This is a genomic window from Ensifer sp. LBL (assembly GCF_050435225.1).
GTDB lineage: Bacteria > Pseudomonadota > Alphaproteobacteria > Rhizobiales > Rhizobiaceae > Ensifer.
Genome location: NZ_JBNDJY010000001.1, coordinates 999,036 through 1,022,843, shown reverse-complemented (window position 1 = coordinate 1,022,843; position 23,808 = coordinate 999,036). Strand labels below are relative to the sequence as shown.

Below are 23,808 nucleotides of genomic sequence, written 5' to 3'. Positions count from 1 at the left end.
CGCCAACGGTCACTGAGACCCTTACTTGATCTTCACCGGCGTCGGCATGTCGGTCGCGAGCGTGTCTCCGACGACCACCTTCTTCTTCTTTGCCGGCTGCGGGTTTTCGAGGATCGACACAGGCGCCGAGACCGTCACGGCCGCGACGTTGCCGACGTTTCTCGCCGTGCCGGCGACGACTGCGGCAATGCCGGTTCCGACCGAGATGTCGGAGTCGGTCAGCGTCTGGCCGGTGGCAAGCCGCGTGCCGATGAGCTGGACGATCTCGGGGCTTTCCGCAAACTTTCCGTGGTGCAGGCCGTCCTCGGACTTAACCTTCGTCAGGTCGATGGCGGTGATGCCGGCCTTTTCCAGCTGGCTGCGGTAGGGCTCTGCCGACGGGTCGATGGCGCCGAGGCGAGAGACGTCGCCCGAGATGAAGCTCGAAAGCGCCAGCGCACGGTCGTCCTGCGAAACGAAGATCGTGAACTTCGGCCGTTTCTTGCCCATCTCGACAAACTGCTTGGCAAAGACGTCGAGGTCGATGTCGGGTGAGGCGAGGATGACGTTTTCGATCTTCGACGGCACGTTGCCGTCGCGAATGCCCATTTGCCTGAGCGACTCCATCGTCAGCCAGGTGCCCATGGAGTGGGCGAGGATGGTTATGCTCTTGACCTTCGGCGCATCGGAGAGCTTTTTCAGAATGTCTTCAAGCGCCGTGCGCGAATAATTCGTGCTTTCCTTGTCGTAGTTGTAGTCGAACACATTGGCGCGCGAAGGCCAGGTGAAGAGGACCGGCGTTGCCTGGACGTCCGAGTCATGGACGATCTGCGCAAGCCTGTAGACTGAGTCCTCATAGCGGTTGTTGAAGCCATGCACGAAGACGAAGGCATTGCCGCCGACATCGTGCTGCACGAACCAGGATTTGGCCTCGTCGAGCGACCTGAGTTCATTGACCCGCGTGACGGCGAATTCCTTGGCCGGATCCGGTGGCAGCTTCTTCGGCCATTGTACCGTGCCCGACTTGCGTGCCGTTTCCGGCGGGATCGAAACCGCGACATCGGTAAGGAAGGTGTTGGCGTCGCGCTCGCCGGAAAAGAGTGTCGCCGGATCGCCCGAGGGTTCGCGCGTGGTCGCCACAAGCATGTCGACGGTGGAGGCGCCTGGAACCGGCGCGGTCAGCGCGACAGGCGCCATCACACCCTTGGCATGGCCGCCGCAGCCGGCAAGCAGCGACAAGGCTGCAAGCACGAAGATCGTCCGCCCCCTGCCTGCACGTTGCCGATGTAACGAACTCTGAACTCCCAACCACTCGAACATCGGCATCCCCACATACGCCTGAACTCGACTGCATCTGATCGCGCTTTCGCGAAACGCAGATGACAATACTCGGCGTTAATATGCAAGCAGGCCCTGATTGAAGATTCGCTACAGAGTTGTTGATGGATGTCGTTTCCCGTGCCGCGGGCTCGCCGCGGCACGGGAACATTCCGCGGAATGGCGTTACTTCGCTCTCGCTTCGAGCGCCGTCAGGATCGCGTGGGCCGCCTTGATCCTCTCGGGGATCGGAACGTTGCGGTTGGCAAGCAGCACGATGCCGATCTTCTTTTCTGGCACGAAGGCGACATATCCACCAAAGCCGTTGGTGGAGCCGGTCTTGTTGTAGAGCGTCGAACCGTCGGGTTGCTTCGGCGGGCTCAATGCCTTGACCGGGTTGCTCTTCAGGGCCATGTCGCGCGAATTGCCGTCGAGCAGCCGCTCCAGCGAGACCGGGTAGGGGTACTGCTCCCAGCCGAGCCCCTGCACCATCTTGCCGCTGTCGAAATACCCCACATGGGTGGCTTCGATCGCCTTGCGGATAGGCCCGTCCAACTGTTCAGGCCGGATGTTGGCCTCGACGAAGCGGATCATGTCTGCCGCCGACGACTTCACCCCATAGGCCTCCGCGTCGAACGTGCCGGCGGTGACGCGGATGGGCTTGTCGGCCTTGCCGTAGCCCCAGGCGTAGCTGCCCATCTGGCTGTCGGGAACGCGGACATAGCTGTGCTTCAGCCCGAGCTTGGGAAAGATCTCGCTTTCGAGAACCGCGCTGAAGTCGCCGCCCATCGCCAGTGCCGCGGTGTGGCCGAAGAGGCCGATGCTTGGGTTGGAATAGCGACGCTTCTTGCCGGGCTTGGCTTCCGGCTTCCACGTGCTGAAATAGCCGACCATGTCGGCGTCGCTCTTGACCGCGTCGGGGAACTGCAGCGGCAGCCCGCCGGCGGTATAGGTGCCGAGATGGAGGAGGGTCGCCTTGTCAATCGCCGTGCCCGCAAGGGCCGGCATGAATTTGCCGGGATGGTCGTCGAACGAGAGCTTGCCGGTTACCTGCGCATAGGACGCCAGTGTCGAGGCGAAGGTCTTGCTGATCGAGCCGAGTTCGAACAACGTATCTTCGGTGACGGGAGCCTTCGTTTCCTTGGAAGCGACGCCGTAATTCATAAAGTAGCGCTGGCCGTCAACGGTCACCGCGACGGCGATGCCCGGCACCTTGTGTTCGTGCATGACAGGGCGGATTGCCTTGTCCACGGCAGCGGCAATCTGGGCCCGATCGCCGCCTTCGGCGAGCGCGTTCGACGCCAGGGCTGCAAGAGTTGCAGTAGCAAGACCTAATTTAATTGTCGCCAATCTGTCCATTCGATGTGTTCTCTCTCGATAGGTGTTTTGTCGGTGGCGCGGGCATTGGGGGGCGTGCGGCCACGGTCGGAGATGGGTGTCGGATCGAGCCGGCGATTTACCAACCTCTTTTCCCGTCAGGCCATGGAGACCTGAAAGGGGAGCCCAACGGGACGGCAAAGAGCTAGACCGCCCGGCCCGACCGCACAAATGACGATATTTCGAGGGAGACCCTAGAAAATCTAAGGCGAGATGTCGCGCCGGGGGAGCCGATTTTCAGGGGGCGAAGGCGGCGGCGAGGGGCGTTGGCGCCGTGCATTCCATAAAATTGCGTGGTCCGTTGTCATTGCGGGCGCTCGGGCGTAGTATTCGCCGGCAGTTTAAGGCCCCGTTGTTGCCAGGCTGCATGTTTAATCCACGAGCTGCTTCTGATCGAACAGAAGAGTCTCCCCGATTCCGGGAGCATATTCGGAAGCTTATTTACATCCGACGCCAATCAATGGCGCCTCCGCCGATCTCTATTGCAATCAGACGGCCATATTGGAGGATAAGATGAGCAAGCATACCATAACTATCATTCTTGCCGGCGCCCTAGCCTTATCAGGGTGCCAATCGGCCTATATGTCCAAGAGCGGTTCGACCGGCAACGAATTCGGCTGCATTGCCGGAACCGTTGGTGGGGCCATCGTCGGCGGCCTGATCGGCTCGACCATTGGTTCAGGCACCGGTCAGCTATGGGCCGTTGGTGGTGGAGCGACACTCGGCGCTGCTGCCGGCAACGCGCTGACATGCCGCTATTATTGATCGAGGAACAGAGCAGAATGAAGAAAATCGTTCTTATGAGCGTGCTTGCGTTTGGCCAGATCACACCGGCGATCGCGCAGCACGCTGCGACGATGAACCAGGGACAGATGAGCGCGCTCGACAGCAACAAGGATGGCGCGATCGAGCGGTCCGAGTATGAGGCCTTCATGTCGAACGCCTTCGCCAGTCTCGACAAGAACAAGGACGGAAGCCTGACCTCCGAGGAGACGAAGCAGGCGCTGAACGCTCAGCAGTTTGCCGCCACCGATACCAACGGTGACGGCAAGATCAGCCGGAACGAGTTTCTGGATCGGGTCATGGCGGATTTCAAAACCGCGGATCGAAGCGGCGACGGCAGCCTGAAATGACGCACGGTGCCGGAGCCGGCCGCCATGAAGTTCGGCCGTCCCGGCTGCCGGCACAGGCTCCGGCCGACGGCCATCGCCCAAGAAAGGAGGCGTGCACGCTAATGTGGCCTCATTTTCCGGTTGCATTTGCCGGGCGTTCTGTTTCTCTTAGCTAAAATTCACCGGCAGCTGGCCACCTGGCTGCCGGTGCTCATGCCGCTCTTCCTGATTGTCCCATTCGGCTTTCTGACAAGCGACTTGGTTCCCAACGCAAGCATCCGTCTTGCGCAAGGGGGCGTCGACGACAGTGAATGGGAATTCTCGCGATTGCTCCACCGGCCGCATGGCCGGCGCCTTGACGTCCAAGCCGGGGGATCTCCCGGGCTCGTTTGTTGATCGTTGTGCCTGGATAGGAGAGACCATGTTCGACCGACCTCGTTCTTTGCGTGCGCCGACGGTGGCATTGCTTGCCATGCTGACGGGTTCGTTTGCGGTGGGCACTGCCCTGGCGCAGGAGCAGGCCGCCACCCAGGCGGCGAGCGAAGAGGCGCCGCAGCCACTCAGCGAAGACGAACTCGAGGTTCTCGTCGCGCGTATCGCGCTCTATCCCGACGAACTCGTCGCGCTCGTGACTTCCGCCTCGCTCTATCCGCTGCAGATCGTCGAGGCGGAGCGCTTCCTGGAGGTTTCCAAGACCAAGAAGGACATGAAGCCCAAGGACAGCTGGGACGGCAGCATCGTCTCGCTGCTGAACTATCCTCAGATCGTCAAGATGATGAGCGACGACCTCGACTGGACCCAGTCGCTCAGCGACGCGCTCGCCTATCAGCAGCAGGATGTGCTCGTCGCCATCCAGCAATTGCGCGACAAGGCGGTCGCCGACGGCGTCATCAAGTCGGACGACAAGGTGGTGGTGAAGCAGGAAAACAACAACGTTGTGATCCAGGCCGCCGATCCGGAGAAAATCTACGTCCCGCAATACGAGCCGCAGATGCTCTATGATCCGGGCTATCAGCCGGCCCCGATCGCCTATTATCCCGAGCCCTATCCGAACTACTACTATCCGACGGCGACCTTTTTTGCCGGCGTGGTCACGGGCGCTGCCTTTGCCGCTGTCGTCGACTGGGACGACTGGGGTGTCTGGGGCGGGCGCTGGAACGGCGGCGATGTCGATATCGACTGCAACAACTGCTTCAACAACGTCAACGGCAAGGTGAAGTTCAACGACGTCGACTGGAAGAATGTCGATCGCAGCAAGATCACGTTCGACAAGAACCAGTTCGCCAAGATCGATCGCACCTCGATGGAGCGGGACTTCAAGTCGGCGAAAGGCAACAACATCGCCAACCGGGCGAAGGTGGCCCGCACCGACCAGGTCGGCGCGGCGGCAAACCGGGCCGGTAGCCGGGTCTCGGTCGACGATGTCCGCAAGAGCAAGGTCGAGGCGCGCCAGCGCGAAAATGTCGGGCGAGCCAACGCAACTCCTGGCGACCGCAAGCCGGGCAACCAGGTCAAGGCAAGGCCTGACGGTGCCGGCAAGATCGGCAATGCCAAGCCCGCGGCCCGGGCCGACCGGCAGGTCGCCAAGCCGAAACCGGGTGGCAAGATCGATCGTGGCGGCGGTGGCAAGCCATCGGCGCTCGGCCAGGTCCAGAGTGGACGGGTCACCAAGGTCCAGTCGGATCGCGGTCGACAGGCGCTCGGCGGCGGCCAGCGCGGTGGTGGCCAGCCGCATCGCGAAATCAAGCGCGGTGGCGGTGGTGGCGGCGGACGGCACCGGTAACTGAAGGAGAGGAGAACGAAAATGACCAAGCGCGTACATCATCTGCTCCTGTCCTCCATAGCTGCCGCCGTGCTCGTCAGCGGTTCCGCGACGTTCGCGGCGGCGCAGGATGCCGCGGCGCACACACCGCTCTCCGACTATGCGGCAGCAAGTGACCCTCCCGTGTTCGACACGCCGGAACAGGCCGTCGACGCCTTCAAGTCGGCCGTCGCTTCCGGCGATTTCGACAAGCTCGCAAACCTCGTCGGCCTTGATGCCGCCAAGGCCAAGACGAGTGACGGCGTCATGGATGCCTATGCCGATATCCAGGCAGGGGTGAAGAAGAAGGTGGCGGTGCAGGATGTCGAGAACCGCAAGGTTCTGGAGATCGGCGAGGTGCTCTGGCCCTTCCCGTTCCCGATCGCCAAGGGCAAGGATGGTAAGTGGGCCTTCGACACCTATACCGGCCTCGAGGAGATCGCCAACCGGCTGGTCGGGCGCAACGAGCTCGACACCATCGCCACCGTGCGTTCCTATGTCGAGGCGCAGGAAGAGTATGCGCTTGAGGATCACGACGGCGACGGCGTTCTCGAATACGCGCAAAAGCTGATCAGCAGCGAAGGCAAAAGGGACGGGCTCTACTGGCCCGCCGGCGAAGGCGAGCCGCAAAGCCCGGGCGGCGAAGCGCTCGCCGATGGCGCCGTGCTTGCCAAGGCGCAGGCCGGCAAGGGCTATTTCGGCTATCGCTACCGGGTGCTGACGAGCCAGGGCGACAACATCGCCGGCGGCAAGTTCGACTACATCATCAACGGCAACATGATCGCCGGCTTCGCGCTGGTCGCCTGGCCTGTGCGCTATGGGGCGACGGGTGTGCACACCTTCGTCGTCAATCGCAATGGGACGGTCTACCAGGCCGATCTCGGCGACAAGACCGAGAGCGTTGCGCAAGGGATCCGGCAATTCAACCCGAACGACAATTGGCAGGTCGTGGAGGATTGACGCCATGAGCGCAGCGGTCCCCGGAGACAATCTGCCCGGCAGCCAGCCTGCCGGGGACCCCGCGGCGACGCGGCAAGGCAAGATCGCCGAGTATCTCGCTTCGCACGGGGGACCGTTCTTCGAGCTCCAGGCGCGGCTGAAGCTGCTGCGGGCGAATGCCCTGCAGTCAGGCAGGCGGGCGCTGCTCTTCGTTGCGCTTGCCTGGGGCGTTCCCTTTCTGCTCGGCCTGCCCGACAGCCTGTCGCTCGATCACGCTCAAGGTTCCTTCCTCACCGACCCGGGCGTGTGGGCGAAGTTCTTCATCGCGATCGCCGCCTTTGTGCTGGCCGAGCAACAGGTCGAACGGGGCCTGCGCATCAAGCTCGGGCAGTTTGCCCGCGCGCCGCTGATCGCGCCGAGCTCGATGCCGGCGGCCGCCCAGGCGATATCCACGGCGCTGAAACGGCGCGACTCCCGGCTCGCCGAATTGATCTGCCTCGGCCTTGCGGCGCTGGCCGCGCTGCTGTCGTTCCTCAATTTCCACACGTCGGACATTTCCTTCTGGGCTGTGCAGCATACGGCCGAGAGCAACCGGATTACGGCGGCCGGATGGTGGTCGATCTGCGTCAGTCTGCCGTTCTTCGTCTTCCTGTTCCTGCGCGGCGTCTGGCGGCACCTTGTCTGGGCGCAGCTATTGCGAAAGATCGCCGATCTGGAACTGCGCCTCGTCGCCGCCCATCCCGATGGCAAGGGCGGGCTCGGTTTCCTGTCGCAGTACCCGAACGCCTACATGTTCTTCGTCTTCGGCATGAGTGCCGCGATCGCCGCCGCCGTCATGAAGCACCTCCTGCAGGAGACGCTGTCGATGACGACCTTCAGCATGATCATGAGTGGGTGGCTGGCGATCGTCATCGCCTTCTTCGCCTATCCGCTGTCGGCCTTCTCCAAGCCGCTGGCAAAGTTGAAGGAAAGCGGTCTCTTGATGCTCGGGGTGCAGGCGACCCGCTTCCAACGCGCCGCCGAACGCAAGGTGCTCGGCCGCAATGTGGCGGCCGATCCCGGCCCTGAAGCGGATGAGGAGATCGCCGACCCGGGCAAGCTGTTCGACGCGACCAAGAAACTCTCGACCATGCTCATCAGCCGCGACGCCGTCGTGCCGGTCGCTGCCGCCGCTCTCATTCCCTTCGCCGTCGCAGGCGCGACCAGGCTGCCGTACAAGGAAGTCTTTTCGGTCCTGAAGAAACTGTTGCTGCTGTGACGCGCGTCGCTTCGTCGGGAGGCCGTGCCCTGATCAGGCCCGGCCTGTCCGATTGGCATGTCGCGGTGACGTTCGAAACGGAAAATCCGGCGGTCCGTGGGCCAGGATCGGGAAGCGTCTTGACCTCAACTTAAGTTGAGGTCGTATCACCTTGTCCGATAGAGCCAATTGCCATGTGACGGATCGGACCTCATGCACATCTCCAGACTGATTCTACCGGCATCGGATGTCGCCAAAAGTGCAGCCTTCTTTCGCGACGTTCTCGAACTGCCGACGGCCGGGAACGCCATCCAGGTGGGCCGGAGCGAAATTCAGCTGATCCCGGCGGCTGAGGGAGCGCCACACGGTGTGCACCTGGCCTTCAACGTACCCTTCGAGCGCTTCGATATGGCTACCTCTTGGTTGAAGGGGCGAACCCCTCTCCAAAGGGAGCCGGGTGGAGACGAGTGCTTTGCCCTTGAGGGTGATTGGCAATCAAGGTCGATCTACTTCGACGGCCCCGACAATGCCGTGCTCGAACTTATCGGCCGACGCAGGCTGATCCATCCCTCGGACAAGCGACCGTTCAGCGGCGCTGACCTGTCCTGCCTCAGCGAGGTCGGCGTTCCATCCGAAGATGTCGAGGGTATGGTGGCCGAGGCGGCCTGGACGTTCGGTGTCGGAACGGTCGGGCCAGCCTCGTCCAGCTTTGCCGCGATCGGCAATGATGAGGGCATGCTGATCGCCGTCGACGCGAACCGGCCGTGGTTTCCGCAAAGACGTCAACGCCCCGGCGCCAATGGACTGGAGATTTGGGTGAACGACGTGAAGTCGCCTGGAACCGTGTCTGATGCCAGGCACGGCTGGAAAGTCCGAGCGAGATAGGGCAGGTCTCGGCAACCGTTTGTCCGACGAGGCAGTGGAACTTTCGCCGTTGGCGATCGTGATTTTCATTGCGAGGGAGAAATGGTGCCGCTTACGTGACTCGAACACGTGACCCCATCATTACGAATGATGTGCTCTACCGACTGAGCTAAAGCGGCCCGGAGGCAGTTCCGCGGACGTCCGCGGAACGAATGTGAGGCGCTGATAAACGCAAAGCGCCGAGATTTCAAGCCATCAGTTGCGAGAACTTGAAAATTCCTTGTTGGCTGTCGCTGCGGGTGCGGAATGCAGGCCGAGGCGGGTGCGGGCCGCGTCGTATTCGCGCTCCAGCCGGTCGACCATGCGGGCGACGGATGTCACTTCCTTGACTGCGCCGATGCCCTGGCCGCAGCCCCAGATGTCCTTCCAGGCCTTGGCGCCATCAGTCGCTGCGCCGAAATCCATCTTCGACGGGTCGGCCTCGGGCAAGTTTTCCGGATCCATGCCGGCGGCCGAGATCGAGGGCTTCAGGTAGTTGCCGTGGATGCCGGTGAAGTAATTGGAGTAGACGATGTCGGCGGCGTTGCTGTCGACGATCATCTGCTTGTAGGCGTCGCTGGCGCGTGCTTCCTCCGTCGCGATGAAGGGCGAGCCGATATAGGCCATGTCGGCACCCATCGCCTGGGCCGCGAGAATGGCGCTGCCGGTCGCGATCGCACCGGACAGAAGCAGCGGTCCGTCGAACCAGGAGCGGATTTCCTGGACCAATGCGAAGGGGGACAGCGTGCCCGCATGGCCACCGGCGCCGGCAGCAACCGCGATCAGGCCGTCGGCGCCCTTGCGGATCGCCGAATTGGCATGGCGATTGTTGATGACGTCATGAAGCACGATGCCGCCATAGGAATGGATGGCGGCATTGACCTCCGGCACGGCGCCGAGCGAGGAGATGACGACCGGCACCTTGTACTTGACGCAGAGCATCAGGTCCTGCTCGAGCCGTGCATTGGACTTGTGCACGATCTGGTTGACGGCAAAGGGGGCGGCGCGCCGGCCCGGATTCTTGGCATCGTGATCGGCGAGCGTCTCGGTGATCTCCGCCAGCCATTCGTCGAGTTGCGATTGCGGGCGGGCGTTCAGCGCCGGGAAGGCGCCGATCACGCCGGCCTTGCATTGCGCGATCGTCAGCTGCGGGTTGGAAATGATGAATAGGGGGGCGCCGACAACCGGCAGTCTCGTCGTTCCGGAAAGAATTGGCGGAAGCGGCATCGGTTTCTCCATCCCTCGGTAAGGCGCGCCAAATTTTTGACGTTTGCGTAAACGTCAAAATAGATAGCAGCAAGTTCGCCGCTTGCAAAGGGCGGCTTGACCGCGATGTCGCCGCCTCTTTTTCGCGCAGGCGCGGCCAAGCAATGCGTTTTCCCCCGCCTTGGCCGGCAGCGCCCGTCGCCGGACTTGCGGATTTTGGCAGCAGCGGTTACGCAATTGTTAACAAAACCAACGGCGTGCCTCCAGATTTAACCCTTATGCCCTTGCGGTTGGATCGAGAGCGGTGGTCAACCGCGGCGCGCCGGCAGGTCCAAAGCCCTGCCTACACAGAAGGACTTGATGTGAGCGGACTTGAGACTGCAATCAGAAATGCCCTTGAGCGCTCCGATCGCACCAATGCGGAAACGCGGGCGCGCATCTATCAATCTGCCCGCCAGGCGCTGGAAACCGGACTGCAGAAGCAGGGTATCGAGGACGGCAACGTCGTCGCCCAGCAGCGCCATCGGCTCGAGGCCGTCATCCATGCGATCGAAACGGAGGAGAGGGCGGCGCTGAGGACGCGACAGCCGGCGCCGCCGGTGGTCAGCCTCGACGATGCCGCGCGGGCGCGCGGGGCCGCACAGCCGCGGGTCGAGCCGCAAGTCCGGTCGCAGCCCCCGGCGCAGGCCCAACCTCAACCCCAGACCCAGACACCGCCGCAGAACCAGCCACAGGCCCCGGCAACGGGTCGTCGGGAGCCCGGCTTTGCCGCTGACGCGCCGCGTCAGGCGGCGAGCGACGGCGGTCTCGGTGGTCTCGGCGGTCTGCGCGCCGATCGTGACGGTCCGGTGGTGTCGACGCGCGCAGCGGCCGAGAGCACGGCGGATGCTGGCGAAGCGGCGGGCCTTGCGCCGACGGTCCGCGGAGATACGCGTAAGCGCCGGCGCAAGCGCAGCCGCTTTTTGTCCTTCACCATGGTGGTTCTCACGCTTGCAGCCGCAGTCGGGGCCGCCGCCTGGTGGGTGCAGACAAACGATCTCCTGAAGTCCGCCGCCGAGCGCGACACCAATGTCGCCAACCCTCCGGCATCGGTTGCCTCCGAAAACTTCGATGGCGCCGCCGGATTGCAGACGCTGGGTGCCCAGCAGGGATTCACCGGTGACTGGGTGGAGGTCTTCAAGCCGACGGAAACCGGTGCGATCGCGCCCGGTGCGCAGGCCAAGATCGAGCCTGTGGACGACGAAGGCGGGCGGCGTGTCTTGTTGACCTCGCAAGTCGCCGACGCGGCTGGGGACATCACCATCGAGATCCCGGCCGCCGTTCTGGCCGAACTCTCCGGCAAGACGTCGACCTTGGCGCTGACCGTGCAGGCCGAGCCCGGCAAGACCACGGAGTTTGCCGTCGAGTGCAATTTCTCCTCGCTCGGCGAATGCGGCCGCTACCGCTTCACCGTGCATGACGAGCGGATCGACATGCTGTTCAAGGTCACCTTCGACCGCAGTCTGGCGCCGAGTTCGCCCGGCCAGATCGTGATCAACAGCGATATCACCGGCGAGGGCAACAGCCTCAACCTCTACGCCATCCGCGTCCTGCCGGGGCAATAAGACCGGTCGCCAAGGCTTTTCGAGACAGGGCGGCAGGAAAACCTGCCGGCCGCTCAGCTTTGCCGGCTCTGAGGGGGCCAGCGTCTATTTCAGGAAGCCGTGGCCGGATCCCACGATCTTGTCGTCGATCTCGCCGATCGCACCCTTGTCCTTGCCGTCGTAATCGAGCGAATGCAGGATGTGGCGGATCAGGTTGAGCCGGGCCCGCCGCTTGTCGTTACCGCGCACCACCGTCCAGGGCGCATGATCCGTGTGGGTCGCCTTCAGCATCTCGTCGCGCTTGGCGGTGTAATCGTCCCATTTGTTGAGCGCCGCGATGTCCATCGGCGACAGCTTCCAGATCTTCAACGGGTCGTGGCGGCGATCGTGGAAGCGCTTGAGCTGCATCTCGCGGCCGATATTGATCCAGAATTTGAAGAGCTGGATGCCTTCATGCACGATCATCTTCTCGAAGCGGGGAACCTGCTTCAGGAACTGTTTGTGCTCTTCGGGCGTGCAGAAGCCCATGACCGGTTCGACGCCGGCGCGGTTGTACCAGGAGCGGTCGAACAGCACGAATTCGCCAGCCGTCGGCATCGTCGCGACATAACGCTGGAAATACCATTGGCCGTGCTCGGTTTCGGTCGGCTTGGTCAGCGCGACGACGCGCGCCCAGCGGGGGTTGAGGTTGTCCATGGTCGCATGGATCGCACCGCCCTTGCCGGCAGCGTCCCGGCCCTCGAACAGCGCCATCATGCGCTTGCCGGTCTTCTGCTGCCAGAGCTGGACCTTGACCAGCTCGACCTGAAGCGCTTCCAGCGTCTCGGTGTACTCGTCCTCGTCGAGCTTCTTCTTGTAGGGATAGTCGTCGGAGGAAAAGGACGCGTCGTCGATCCACTTCGGCAACTCGGGATTGTCGATATCGAAAACGCGGCTCTTGCCGTCGATTTCGAGTTCCACTGCGCGGTTCTCGGCCTTGTCCGTTGTTTCCGTCGACGCCATCGGTTCGCCCTTTCGGCTTGGCGCACGGGCCCGAAAACCGGCCTCGATCATCGGAAGGATCATGCGCGTTTTCAAACTCTCGGGCCCGCGCCTGCCGTCTGATGAAGAAGGCGCTCGCGACCCGATTTCGTTGGAGGAGGCCATAATTGCGTTGCGGATTCAAGCCGGTCGTGAAAATCATGTCATGAAGGATCGCTATTCCTCGACCATTTTGGTCCGGGAGGAAAAGAAAGTGATTCACGAGGATGTCGAGGTGGACGGTTCGAAAGCGTTCTGGCGGAACCTGGTTCCGCGATTGAAAGCAGAGCGCTGGCTGCTGGGACTGACCGTGCTACTGGCGATCCTTGCGACCGTCGCGGGCATTCATTTCCTCATTGTCCTGCCCTTCTGGATCGTTCTCGTCGCCGCATTGCTCAACCGTAGCGCGCCGGCCTCGGTGATCCTGAGCCCGGCCAAGGCAGTGGTTGCTGCCGGCCCGGCGAGCGATCCGCTCGTGCCGGCATTGAACGCACTCGACATGCCGGTTCTGGTGATTGCCGCCGACGAGACGGTGGTCTTCCAGAACATCGCCGCCGAGAAGGCCTTCGGGACCATCCCGCCAAACACCTATCTCGCCGCTCGGGTGCGCTCGCCCGGCATCCTCGACATGGTCCGCGAGACGATGGCGACCGGCAAGGCGAACCAGATCGAGCATAACGAGCAGTTGCCGTCCGACGCCGTCTATGTGGTGCGCGTCGCGCCGGCTGAAATTCCGGGTGACGGGCCGGTCAAGCGGATCTTCCTGCTGACCTATCGCGACATCTCCCAGGCGCGCCGCATCGACCGCATGCGCTCTGACTTCGTCGCCAATGCCAGCCATGAGCTGCGCACGCCGCTGGCATCCTTGCGCGGCTTCATCGAAACGCTCCAGGGCCCGGCGCGCAACGATCTGAAGGCGCAGGAAAAGTTCTTCGGCATCATGCATGAGCAGGCGACCCGCATGAGCCGGCTCGTCGACGATCTGCTGTCGCTGTCGCGGCTGGAGCTGCGCTCGCACATCGCGCCCGATGATCCGGTCGACCTGGCGCCGCTGCTCGGGCATGTCCGCGACAGTCTGCTGCCGCTGGCGAAGGATCTGGATGTCACTGTCTCGCTCGTCGTGCCGGACAAGCCCGTGGTCGTCCGCGGCGAACGGGACGAGCTCATCGAGGTCTTCGAGAACCTGATCGAGAATGCTTGCAAGTACGGCCAGGAAGGCAAGAAGGTGGACGTAACGCTACGCGGCGGCGAGGGCGGCGAGGCCGAAGTCGTCGTCAAGGACTATGGCCCGGGCATTCCGGCCGAACATGTGCCGCGCATCACCGAGCGATTTTACCGGGTTAATGTCGAAGCCAGCCGCTCGAAGAAGGGCACCGGCCTTGGCCTTGCCATCGCCAAGCACATTCTTACGCGCCACCGCGCCCGCCTCCTCATCCATTCCGAGGTCGGTAAAGGTACGACTTTTACGGTCCGCTTCTGACATATTGGCGCGGGAAAACTCGGGACCGTTTATTTTTCATTAGCATTTTCAATGACATGAGCTGTCATAAATGTTTCGTCAAACTGACATAAAAGGTGTGGCCATCGGCAGCTAGTTAGGGGCAGCCGATAAGACGGCGAAGAGCGCTGCAACGCTTGGCGCACACCAACACAAGCCCATTCCGGGAGAACTTTTATGAAAGCTCTTAAACTCACTGTCGCGGCGCTGGTAGCTTCGGCCGCATTTGCCGGCGCAGCCGCCGCTCGCGATCAGGTTCAGGTCGCTGGCTCCTCGACCGTTCTTCCCTACGCCAAGATCGTCGCCGAGACGTTCGGCGAGACCTTCCCCGACTTCAAGACCCCTGTCGTCGAATCCGGCGGCTCTTCCGCTGGCCTGAAGGAATTCTGCAAGGGCGTCGGCCCGGACACCATCGACATCGCCAACTCCTCGCGCAAGATCAAGGACAGCGAAGTCGAGGCCTGCAAGGCCGCTGGCGTCACCGAAATCCAGGAAGTGAAGATCGGTTATGACGGCATCGTCTTTGCGACCGACGCCGGCAATGCCGACCTCGCCCTGAAGCCGGAAGACCTCTACAAGGCGCTTGCTGCTGAAGTCGTCGTCGACGGCAAGGTCGTCGCCAACCCCTACAAGAAGTGGTCCGAAGTCAACGCCGCCCTGCCGGCCGTCGAAATCGCCGCTTACATCCCGGGCGAAAAGCACGGCACGCGCGAAGTCTTCGAAGAGAAGATCCTCGCTGCAGGCTGCAAGGACGCTGGCGCCGTTGACGTGATCAAGGCTGCCGTTGCCGATGAAAAGCAGCAGCACAGCAAGTGCGTCGCAGTCCGCAAGGACGGCCTGGCTGTCGACATCGACGGCGACTACACCGAAACGCTCGCTCGCATCGCTGCCAACAAGAACGGCATCGGCGTGTTCGGCCTGTCCTTCTACGAAAACAACGCCGACAAGCTGAAGGTCGCGACCGTCAACGGCATCGTACCGTCGACCGAAACGATCGCTTCCGGCGAGTACCCGGTTTCCCGCCCGCTGTACTTCTACGTCAAGAAGGCACATCTCGGCGTTATCCCGGGCCTCAAGGAATATGTTGAGTTCTTCCTCGACGATCAGATGATCGGCCCGGAAAGCCCGCTCGCCGAATACGGCCTGGTTGCCGCTCCGGACGCTGAGCGCGAAGAAATCCGCAAGGCTTTCTCTGCCGGCAACATGCTCTGATAACGACAAGCCCCGGCGCGATGTCTTCGCGCCGGGGCATGCCTTCATTCGATTTGCCGGCACCCATGACGGGCGATGCCGGGGAGACGTGCGGATGAGTACTTCGCTCCTTCTTTTGCTCATTATTGTTATTGGTTTCATTGCTTATTTTGCAGGCCGCGCCCGTTCGCTGGCGCAGTCCGGCGGCAAGCTCTCCAACCTTCATTCTCTGCCGGGCTACCACGGTAGCTACGTCGCCATCTGGGCGATGCTTCCGGCCGCACTCGTTCTCGGCACCTGGCTGTTCGCCGCTCCCGTTTATATCGACGGAAGCACGCGCGCGGCCCTGCCGGATACCGTCCAGAGCCAGGGCCCTGCCGCCGTGCAGCTCGCGCTCGGTCAGGTCAAGTCCGTTGCCGGTGGTCTTCTGCGTCTGAGCGGCGAAGAACTCGCAGCGCTCGAGAGTGGCTCTGCCAATCTGCGCGCGACGCTCGCCTCCAAGGGCGTTGCCCTTGCCGGTGAAGGCGACCCCTACATGGTCACCGTCGCCAAGCACTTCAATGCGATGACCGCGACCAACCGCTGGCTGATGACAGCCGCCGTTCTGCTGATCGCGATCGCCGGCGGCGTCTACGCCATCCGCAATGTCGCGACCCGCTTCCGCGCCCGCAACCAGGTCGAGCGCGTCATTCTCGGTTCGCTGATCGTCGCGTCCTCTATCGCCATCCTGACGACGGTCGGCATCGTCGCATCGATGCTGTCGGAAGCCGGCCGCTTCTTCACCATGGTCTCGCCGTTCGAGTTCTTCTTCGGCACGGTCTGGGATCCGCGCTTTGCGGCTGCCGGCAGCGGCGGCGCTTCGGGTCAGTTCGGCCTCATCCCGCTCCTCGCCGGTACGCTCTATATCGCCTTCGTCGCCATGCTCTTCGCCGTGCCGATCGGCCTCTTTGCGGCGATCTACATGGCGGAATATGCAAGCCCGCGCCTGCGCTCCACTGCAAAACCGCTGCTCGAAGTGCTCGCCGGCATTCCGACCATCGTCTACGGTTTCTTTGCACTGGTGACGGTTGGTCCGTTCCTGCGCGATATCTCGGCGCAGATGAACGGTCTCATGACCGGCAACTACCAGAACTTCATCCAGGCGCAGAGCGTGCTGACGGCCGGCATCGTCATGGGCATCATGCTGATCCCGTTCGTGTCGTCGCTGTCGGACGACATCATCACCCAGGTGCCGCGGGCCCTGCGTGACGGCTCGCTCGGCCTTGGCGCCACCCGCTCGGAAACGGTCAAGAAGGTCATCCTTCCCGCCGCTCTTCCCGGTATCGTCGGCGCGCTGCTGCTGACCGCCTCGCGCGCCGTCGGCGAGACCATGATCGTGGTGCTGGCAGCCGGTGTCGCGGCCCGCATGCAGATCAATCCTTTCGAGCCGATGACGACGGTGACGGTGAAGATCGTCAACCAGCTGACGGGTGACCTTGAGTTCACCTCGCCGCAGACGCTGGTGGCCTTCGCGCTGGGCATCACGCTCTTCGTTATCACGCTCGGCCTCAACATTTACGCGCTCTACATCGTGCGCAAATACCGGGAACAGTACGAATGACCGACATCGCTTCCCCGACCGTCCGGATCTCCGCCCGTCCCGCATCCGCCAAGCGCGATATCGGCATCAAGCGTCGCTATGCTGCCGAACGCCGTTTCCGCTTCTACGGCATGGCCGCGATCAGCACCGGTCTCTTCTTCCTGGCTTTGCTGCTGTGGACCGTCTTTTCCAACGGCTACACCGCATTCCAGCAGACGACGATCACGCTGCCGATCGAGTTCACCGAAAAGGTCATCGACCCCAAAGGCGAACGCGCGACCGACGGCAAGGTGCTGATGACCGCCAACTACCCGCTGCTGGTGCGCGATGCGCTCATCAAGCAGCTCGGCATCGACGCCACCAAGCGGCCGCAGGTCAAGCAGGCGACCGACATGGTTTCCGCCAGCTCCCGCACGCTGCTGCGCGACATGGTCGTCGCCGACCCGTCGATCATCGGCAAGACGGTTCCCGTCACGCTGCTGGCCGAAGCCAACATCGACTCCGCCTTCAAGGGCCAGATCGACCTCTCGGTCGATGAGGGCAAGCGCAAGGTCAAGGACCAGCAGGTCACCTGGATGAACGAGCTGGCCAGCGCCGGCATCCTGAAGAAGAGCTTCAACACCGGCATCTTCACCTTCGGCGCCTCCAGCCGTCCTGAAGCGGCAGGTGTCGGCGTCGCTGCCCTCGGCTCGCTCTACATGATGCTGATCGTGCTGGTGCTGTCGCTTCCGATCGGCGTCGCCGCCTCGATCTACCTCGAGGAGTTCGCGCCGAAGAACCGGCTGACCGACCTGATCGAGGTCAACATCAACAACCTCGCGGCCGTTCCGTCGATCGTCTACGGTCTCCTGGGCCTTGCCGTCTTCATCAACTTCGCCGGCATGCCGCGTTCGGCAGCCGTCGTCGGCGGCTTCGTGCTGACGCTGATGACGCTTCCGACGATCATCATCGCCACCCGTGCAGCATTGAAGGCGGTCCCGCCGTCGATCCGCTCGGCGGCCCTCGGGCTCGGTGCGTCGAAGATGCAGACCATCTTCCACCACGTGCTGCCGCTCGCCATGCCTGGCATCCTGACCGGCACCATCATCGGTCTTGCCCATGCGCTTGGCGAAACCGCGCCGCTGCTCCTGATCGGCATGGTTGCCTTCGTCGTCGATTTTCCCGGTTCGCCGATGGAACCGTCGACGGCGCTGCCGGTGCAGATCTACATGTGGGCCAACGAGGCGGAACGCGCCTTCGTCGAGCGCACCTCTGGCGCAATCATCATTCTTCTCATCTTCCTGGTCGTCATGAACCTTGGAGCCATTCTGTTGCGACGTCGCTTTGAGCGCCGCTGGTAGTGAGGTAATTACTATGAACATCATGTCAGAAGCAGCAGTCGAGAAGGCCCTGGATCAGAAAATGAACACCGTGCCCTACAAGATGATCGGCAAGGATGTGTCGGTCTATTACGGCGAGAAGCGCGCGCTTTTCGACGTCAACCTCAACATCCGCGAGAACACCGTCACGGCACTGATCGGTCCTTCGGGTTGCGGCAAGTCGACCTTCCTGCGCACGCTGAACCGCATGAACGACACGATCGAGAACTGCCGCGTCACCGGCAAGATCACGCTCGACGAAGACGACATCTACGACCCGACGATCGACGTCGTCGAACTGCGCGCCCGCGTCGGCATGGTCTTCCAGAAGCCAAACCCGTTCCCGAAGTCGATCTACGACAACGTCGCCTACGGTCCGCGCATCCACGGACTTGCCCGCACCAAGGCCGACTTTGACGAAGTGGTCGAGACCAGCCTGCAGAAGGCCGGTCTGTGGAACGAGGTAAAGGATCGTCTGCAGGAGCCGGGCACTGGCCTTTCCGGTGGTCAGCAGCAGCGCCTCTGCATCGCCCGTGCTGTCGCCGTCAGCCCGGAAGTCATCCTGATGGACGAGCCCTGCTCTGCGCTCGACCCGATCGCGACGGCCAAGGTCGAGGAACTCATCCACGAACTGCGCACGAACTTCACGATTGTCATCGTGACCCATTCGATGCAGCAGGCCGCCCGCGTTTCGCAGCGCACCGCCATGTTCCACCTCGGCAATCTCGTCGAGGAGAACGACACCGACAAGATGTTCACCAATCCGGATGACCAGCGCACCCAGGATTACATCATGGGCCGCTTCGGCTGAGGCCGCATAAGGCTGCAACAGTAACTGCAAAGCGCCCGTAAGGATCGACGATCATGTCCATGCATATCATGTCCGCCTATGACGAAGAACTGAAGTACCTGACGCGCCGCATCTCGGAGATGGGCGGTCTCGCCGAGCAGATGGTCGCCGAATCCGTTCGCGCGCTGGTCAATTCCGACCTCGCTCTCGCGCAGAAGGTGATCTCGGACGACACCGTTCTCGACGACGCCGAGCGCCAGATCGGCGAGAAGGCGATCGTCACCATCGCCAAGCGCCAGCCGGTCGCCGCCGACCTGCGCGAGATCATGGGTTCGATCCGCATCGCCTCCGATCTGGAACGCGTCGGCGACCTTGGCAAGAACACCGCCAAGCGCGTGATCGCGGTTGCCGGATCCGGCATTCCGCGCAAGCTCGCCCGCGGCCTGGAGCACCTGGCAGAGCTGGCTCTGGTCCAGCTCAAGGAAGTGCTCGACGTCTACGCTTCGCGCTCGCCGGAGAAGGCCAACAGCATCCGCGAGCGCGACGAGGAGATCGATGCGATCTACACCTCGCTGTTCCGCGAGCTTCTGACCTACATGATGGAAGATCCGCGCAACATCACGCCCTGCACGCATCTTCTGTTCTGCGCCAAGAACATCGAGCGCATCGGCGACCACGCGACCAATATCGCTGAGACGATCTATTACATGGCGACGGGTGCTCAGCCGGAAGGCGAGCGTCCGAAGGATGACACCACTTCGACACTGGGCTCGGTCAACGACTGAGCGCCGAGCGCGCCGTAAGCATGCATGCCCTTTGAAATCTGATCCGGTCGCGGCTTCGGTCGCGGCCCCGAATTCCTGTATCTGAAGCACGCGGTTTTCGCCCCGCCTTTGAAATCGGCGGACGTGCTCCAGATTTAGAGTGTCTGAGCGCCGGCCGGGCCGATGAGCCCAAGGGTCGCCCGCGGTAAGGAGACGTTACCTGATGTTGCCAAAAATCGCCGTAGTCGAAGACGAAGAGGCGCTGAGCGTTCTGCTGCGTTACAATCTGGAAGCCGAGGGCTTCGACGTCGACACGATCCTGAGGGGCGACGAGGCGGAGATCCGGCTTCAGGAGCGGCTGCCCGACCTGCTCATCCTCGACTGGATGCTGCCCGGTGTTTCCGGCATCGAGCTTTGCCGCCGGCTGCGCCAGCGCCCCGAGACGGAGCGCCTGCCGATCATCATGCTGACGGCGCGCGGCGAGGAAAGCGAGCGCGTCCGGGGTTTGGCGACCGGCGCCGACGACTATGTGGTCAAGCCATTCTCCACGCCGGAGCTGATGGCGCGCGTCAAGGCGATGCTGCGCCGGGCAAAGCCCGAGGTCCTGTCGACGCTGCTTCGCTGCGGCGACATCGAACTCGACCGCGAGACCCATCGCGTTCACCGCCGCAGCCGCGAAGTGCGCCTCGGCCCGACCGAGTTTCGTCTTCTGGAGTTCTTGATGTCCTCGCCGGGCCGCGTCTTCTCGCGCTCGCAGCTTCTGGATGGCGTCTGGGGCCATGACATCTATGTCGACGAACGCACCGTCGACGTGCATGTCGGTCGCCTGCGCAAGGCTCTGAATTTCTCGAACATGCCGGACGTTATCCGCACCGTTCGCGGCGCCGGCTATTCGCTCGAAAGCTGACAGATCCGGGAGTCGCCAACAAAAAAAGGGGCCGATCGGCCCCTTTTTTATTGATGCTGTCCGGCTTCTTAGCGGGCCCTGCGGCGCTCACCCGACGGCTGGTAGGCCAACCGCGCATGGAAGGTGCAGTAAGGCGAGGATTCCGGGGAATCGTTGCCGCAGAAGTGAAACTCTTCCTTCAGCGGGTCGCCGATCGGCCACTTGCAGGTGCGCTCGGTGAGCTGGGTCAGCTCGAGGCGGCGCGACATCGGCACGACAACGTCGGTCCGGGTGCTGAAATCCTGCTCGGCAACGAGATCGACTTCGATTTCTTCCTTGAGAACGACAGCGCCGGCCGCGCGTGCAACCGGGCGGGCCGAAACGCGCGAAGCGTAGTTCGGCGCACGCGGTGCCGAAGTCGGGCGCTTCGGACGGGCCGCCGTCGTGGTGCTACCGCCGGCCTTGGCGCGACCTGGCAGGCTCAGGCGGTGAACCTTGCCGATGACAGCGTTACGGCTGACGCCGCCGAGCTGTGCCGCGATCTGGCTCGCGCTCAGGCCCTCGGACCAAAGCTTCTTCAGTTTCTCCACCCGCTCGTCAGTCCAGTTCATTTCTGCACTCTCCGTTCTCAGCGTTGGGGATGGCAGAATCCCTCACCGCACCCCGGCTGAACCCCGGGGTTGCAAACGCGATAACTCTTTTGGTGACTAGGTCCGCCGCATGCGTCTAGTAATTGAATGTTAACGTACTGACCGCTGGACTCTGTGGCAAGAGTCCCGGGAATCAGGCCGAATCGATTTCGTAGTTTTCCCCAACTTGCTCGGCCGGCGTTGCATTTTTGCAAGCCCTCCCGGACGATTTTTCTGCTGCCAGGAATCGACCCTTCATGTTGCGCTGCAAGGCTTGGTTTTGTTGACATTGCAGCGCGAAATGGGAATAGTGCCTGCGCCGCCGAAAGGCGGCATTTTTGATTTTTATCGGCCCGCGTGAGGCGCGGGATCGATGTCGATCTGGAGTGAAGGAGAGCCTCGCATGACTGCAACAACGCCGCTTTACGATACCTACATGCGCGCGCCGTTGCGTTTCGAGCGAGGAGAGGGCGCCTGGCTGATCGCTGAAGACGGTACGCGTTATCTCGATTTCGGCGCTGGTGTTGCCGTGAATTCGCTCGGCCACGCGCATCCCCACCTCGTCGAAGCGCTGAAGGCGCAGGCCGACAAGGTTTGGCACCTGTCCAACCTCTATGAGATTGCGGGCCAGGAAAGCCTCGGTCGCCGGCTGACCGCAGTCACCTTTGCCGACAAGGTGTTCTTCACCAATTCCGGCGCAGAGGCGCTGGAATGCGCCATCAAGACGGCACGGCGTTACCACTTCTCCAAGGGTCACCCGGAGAAGTTCCACGTCATCACCTTCGAAGGCGCTTTCCACGGCCGCACGATCGCGACGATCGCCGCCGGCGGTCAGCAGAAATACATCGAAGGTTTCGGTCCGAAGGCGCCAGGCTTCTACCAGGTCCCGTTCGGCGACATCGCTGCCGTCAAGAATGCGATCACCGAGGAAACCGCAGCGATCCTGATCGAGCCGATCCAGGGCGAGGGCGGTATCCGCCCGGCGACCAAGGAGTTCATGCAGGAACTGCGCGCGCTTTGCGACGAGTTCGGCCTGCTCCTGATCCTCGACGAGGTTCAGACCGGCGTCGGCCGCACCGGCAAGCTGTTTGCCTATGAATGGGCCGACATCCGCCCGGATATCATGGCGGTCGCCAAGGGCATCGGCGGGGGCTTCCCGTTCGGCGCGTGCCTGGCGACCGAGGAAGCCGCATCTGGCATGGTGGCGGGCACGCACGGCTCCACCTATGGCGGCAATCCGCTGGCCATGGCTGTCGGCAATGCCGTGCTCGACGTCGTTCTGGCCGACGGGTTCCTCACGCATGTGCGCGATGTCGCGCTGGTCTTCCGCCAGGGTCTCGCATCGCTCAAAGATCGCTTTCCCGATGTCATCGAGGAGATCCGCGGCGACGGTCTGATGCTGGGCATCAAGGTGAAGGGCCCTTCGGCCGATCTGCTGAAGGAAATTCGCGCGGAGAAGCTTCTGGCCGTGCCGGCCGGCGAAAACGTACTGCGCTTGCTGCCGCCGCTGACGATCACGGCCGAGGAGGCCCGCGAGGGCCTGGCACGTATCGAACGCGCCGCCGAGGCGGTTCGCAAGGCAAGCGGCAACGCCGCAGCCTGAAGATAGCGACCCAGGGCCGAGCAAGGCGCTAGAATGACCTTCGTGTGGGCACGTATATAGCGTGCCGCACCAGGGACCGATTTTTCAGACAGGAACCGAGTACGATGGCAGGCACCAGACATTTTCTCGATCTTTCGGCCATGACGGCCGCCGACCTCCGGACGATCATCGACGATGCGCGCGTCCGAAAGGCAGCGACCAAGGCCGGGACCGCCGAGAAGCCGCTCGCCGGCAAGATGCTGGCGATGATCTTCGAAAAGCCCTCCACCCGCACCCGCGTTTCCTTCGATGTCGGCATGCGCCAGCTCGGCGGCGAGACCCTGTTTCTGTCGGGCACCGAAATGCAGCTCGGCCGCGCCGAGACGATCGGCGACACGGCCAAGGTCCTGTCGCGTTACGTCGATGCCATCATGATCCGCACCACGGATCACCGCCGTCTTCTGGAGCTGGCCGAACATGCGACGGTCCCCGTCATCAACGGCCTGACCGACGATACCCACCCGTGCCAGATCATGGCCGATATTCTCACCTTCGAGGAGCATCGCGGCCCGGTGAAGGGCAAGACGATTGCCTGGACCGGCGACGGCAACAACGTCCTGCATTCGCTGATCGAAGGTTCCGCCCGTTTCGGCTACCGCATGAACATGGCCGTGCCGCTCGGCTCCGAGCCGCAGGACAAGTTCCTGAATTGGGCGCGCAACAATGGCGGCGAGGTCCTCTTGTGTCATGACGCCGAGCAGGCGGTCGCCGACGCCAATTGCGTGGTGACCGACACCTGGATTTCGATGAACCAGGAACACCGCGCCCGCGGCCACAACGTCTTCCAGCCCTACCAGGTCAACGAGGCGCTGATGAAGCGTGCGGCCTCCGATGCGCTGTTCATGCACTGCCTGCCGGCGCACCGCGGCGAAGAGGTGACCGACGACGTGATCGACGGTCCGCAGTCGGTGGTCTTCGACGAGGCGGAAAACCGCCTGCACGCACAGAAGTCGGTCATTGCCTGGTGCATGGGGCTCGTCTGAGCCGCCGCAGGGCA

At 62.8% G+C, this 23,808-nt stretch carries 21 protein-coding genes and 1 tRNA gene; 16 read left to right on the top strand and 6 right to left on the bottom strand.

From position 1 onward, the window contains the following. Window positions 1-21 precede the first annotated feature (21 nt). Both OKW20_RS04990 and ampC read right to left on the bottom strand, forming a co-directional pair. Window positions 22-1,176, bottom strand: a complete 1,155-nt coding sequence (locus OKW20_RS04990; RefSeq protein WP_429113028.1) for an alpha/beta hydrolase — start codon at window positions 1,174-1,176, stop codon at window positions 22-24. A 306-nt stretch (window positions 1,177-1,482) separates the two neighbouring features. Beyond that, on the bottom strand, window positions 1,483-2,655 hold the full coding sequence (gene ampC / locus OKW20_RS04985) for a class C beta-lactamase (protein WP_429170619.1): 1,173 nt from the start codon (window positions 2,653-2,655) through the stop codon (window positions 1,483-1,485). A 531-nt stretch (window positions 2,656-3,186) separates the two neighbouring features. On the opposite strand from ampC, the gene OKW20_RS04980 reads away from it, so the two are divergent. From OKW20_RS04980 to OKW20_RS04955, 6 genes are all read left to right on the top strand, one after another. Then, complete coding sequence (locus OKW20_RS04980) at window positions 3,187-3,438, top strand: glycine zipper 2TM domain-containing protein (RefSeq protein ID WP_429170616.1); 252 nt, start codon at window positions 3,187-3,189, stop codon at window positions 3,436-3,438. 17 nt (window positions 3,439-3,455) lie between these two features. Continuing rightward, the gene (locus tag OKW20_RS04975; protein ID WP_429170613.1) at window positions 3,456-3,806 is read left to right on the top strand and encodes an EF-hand domain-containing protein; all 351 of its coding nucleotides are present in this window, start codon (window positions 3,456-3,458) and stop codon (window positions 3,804-3,806) included. Between the two features lie 400 nt (window positions 3,807-4,206). Beyond that, window positions 4,207-5,568 (top strand): DUF3300 domain-containing protein, encoded by a 1,362-nt coding sequence (locus OKW20_RS04970; RefSeq protein ID WP_429170611.1) that lies wholly within the window; start codon window positions 4,207-4,209, stop codon window positions 5,566-5,568. A gap of 21 nt (window positions 5,569-5,589) precedes the next feature. Further along, window positions 5,590-6,546 carry a DUF2950 domain-containing protein gene (locus OKW20_RS04965; RefSeq protein WP_429170608.1) on the top strand — a complete coding sequence of 319 codons (957 nt, stop codon included), beginning with the start codon at window positions 5,590-5,592 and terminating at the stop codon, window positions 6,544-6,546. A gap of 4 nt (window positions 6,547-6,550) precedes the next feature. Continuing rightward, window positions 6,551-7,783 carry a hypothetical protein gene (locus OKW20_RS04960; RefSeq protein ID WP_429170605.1) on the top strand — a complete coding sequence of 411 codons (1,233 nt, stop codon included), beginning with the start codon at window positions 6,551-6,553 and terminating at the stop codon, window positions 7,781-7,783. Between the two features lie 192 nt (window positions 7,784-7,975). Beyond that, window positions 7,976-8,647 (top strand): hypothetical protein, encoded by a 672-nt coding sequence (locus tag OKW20_RS04955; protein ID WP_429170602.1) that lies wholly within the window; start codon window positions 7,976-7,978, stop codon window positions 8,645-8,647. Between the two features lie 82 nt (window positions 8,648-8,729). Here the strand turns inward: OKW20_RS04955 and OKW20_RS04950 are convergent. Then, window positions 8,730-8,805: transfer RNA gene (locus tag OKW20_RS04950), tRNA-Thr, on the bottom strand. 76 nt (window positions 8,806-8,881) lie between these two features. After that, window positions 8,882-9,892 (bottom strand): NAD(P)H-dependent flavin oxidoreductase, encoded by a 1,011-nt coding sequence (locus tag OKW20_RS04945; protein WP_429170599.1) that lies wholly within the window; start codon window positions 9,890-9,892, stop codon window positions 8,882-8,884. 341 nt (window positions 9,893-10,233) lie between these two features. Between OKW20_RS04945 and OKW20_RS04940 the strand changes: the two genes are divergently transcribed. Then, window positions 10,234-11,475, top strand: coding sequence for a biotin transporter BioY (locus OKW20_RS04940; RefSeq protein ID WP_429170596.1), 1,242 nt, complete (start codon window positions 10,234-10,236; stop codon window positions 11,473-11,475). 84 nt (window positions 11,476-11,559) lie between these two features. Here the strand turns inward: OKW20_RS04940 and ppk2 are convergent, their stop codons facing one another. Continuing rightward, complete coding sequence (gene ppk2, locus OKW20_RS04935; protein ID WP_429171147.1) at window positions 11,560-12,456, bottom strand: polyphosphate kinase 2; 897 nt, start codon at window positions 12,454-12,456, stop codon at window positions 11,560-11,562. Window positions 12,457-12,688: 232 nt separating this feature from the next. Here ppk2 and phoR point away from each other — a divergent pair, with 232 nt between their 5' ends. The 7 genes from phoR (at window position 12,689) to phoB (ending at window position 20,561) form a co-directional block, all read left to right on the top strand. Then, window positions 12,689-13,954 carry a phosphate regulon sensor histidine kinase PhoR gene (gene phoR, locus OKW20_RS04930; protein WP_043622440.1) on the top strand — a complete coding sequence of 422 codons (1,266 nt, stop codon included), beginning with the start codon at window positions 12,689-12,691 and terminating at the stop codon, window positions 13,952-13,954. Between the two features lie 195 nt (window positions 13,955-14,149). After that, window positions 14,150-15,184: a substrate-binding domain-containing protein gene (locus OKW20_RS04925; RefSeq protein ID WP_043622347.1), complete on the top strand. Its 1,035-nt coding sequence runs from the start codon at window positions 14,150-14,152 to the stop codon at window positions 15,182-15,184. A 94-nt stretch (window positions 15,185-15,278) separates the two neighbouring features. Continuing rightward, window positions 15,279-16,763, top strand: coding sequence for a phosphate ABC transporter permease subunit PstC (pstC, locus tag OKW20_RS04920; RefSeq protein WP_043622350.1), 1,485 nt, complete (start codon window positions 15,279-15,281; stop codon window positions 16,761-16,763). Then, window positions 16,760-18,082 carry a phosphate ABC transporter permease PstA gene (gene pstA / locus OKW20_RS04915; protein WP_429170593.1) on the top strand — a complete coding sequence of 441 codons (1,323 nt, stop codon included), beginning with the start codon at window positions 16,760-16,762 and terminating at the stop codon, window positions 18,080-18,082. The genes pstC and pstA overlap by 4 nt, the downstream gene beginning before the upstream one ends. 13 nt (window positions 18,083-18,095) lie before the next feature. After that, window positions 18,096-18,911, top strand: a complete 816-nt coding sequence (gene pstB / locus OKW20_RS04910; RefSeq protein ID WP_034797173.1) for a phosphate ABC transporter ATP-binding protein PstB — start codon at window positions 18,096-18,098, stop codon at window positions 18,909-18,911. A 50-nt stretch (window positions 18,912-18,961) separates the two neighbouring features. Next, window positions 18,962-19,675 (top strand): phosphate signaling complex protein PhoU, encoded by a 714-nt coding sequence (phoU, locus tag OKW20_RS04905; protein WP_089043230.1) that lies wholly within the window; start codon window positions 18,962-18,964, stop codon window positions 19,673-19,675. A 202-nt stretch (window positions 19,676-19,877) separates the two neighbouring features. Continuing rightward, entirely contained in the window at window positions 19,878-20,561 is a 684-nt protein-coding gene (gene phoB, locus OKW20_RS04900) for a phosphate regulon transcriptional regulator PhoB (protein ID WP_034797168.1), read from the top strand. Window positions 20,562-20,629: 68 nt separating this feature from the next. On the opposite strand, the gene OKW20_RS04895 is transcribed toward phoB, so the two are convergent. Next, window positions 20,630-21,151: a GcrA family cell cycle regulator gene (locus OKW20_RS04895; protein ID WP_429170590.1), complete on the bottom strand. Its 522-nt coding sequence runs from the start codon at window positions 21,149-21,151 to the stop codon at window positions 20,630-20,632. Window positions 21,152-21,572: 421 nt separating this feature from the next. Here OKW20_RS04895 and OKW20_RS04890 point away from each other — a divergent pair, with 421 nt between their 5' ends. Next, window positions 21,573-22,772: an aspartate aminotransferase family protein gene (locus OKW20_RS04890; RefSeq protein ID WP_043622361.1), complete on the top strand. Its 1,200-nt coding sequence runs from the start codon at window positions 21,573-21,575 to the stop codon at window positions 22,770-22,772. A 104-nt stretch (window positions 22,773-22,876) separates the two neighbouring features. Next, the gene (gene argF / locus OKW20_RS04885) at window positions 22,877-23,794 is read left to right on the top strand and encodes an ornithine carbamoyltransferase (RefSeq protein ID WP_043622364.1); all 918 of its coding nucleotides are present in this window, start codon (window positions 22,877-22,879) and stop codon (window positions 23,792-23,794) included. Window positions 23,795-23,808: the final 14 nt, after the last annotated feature.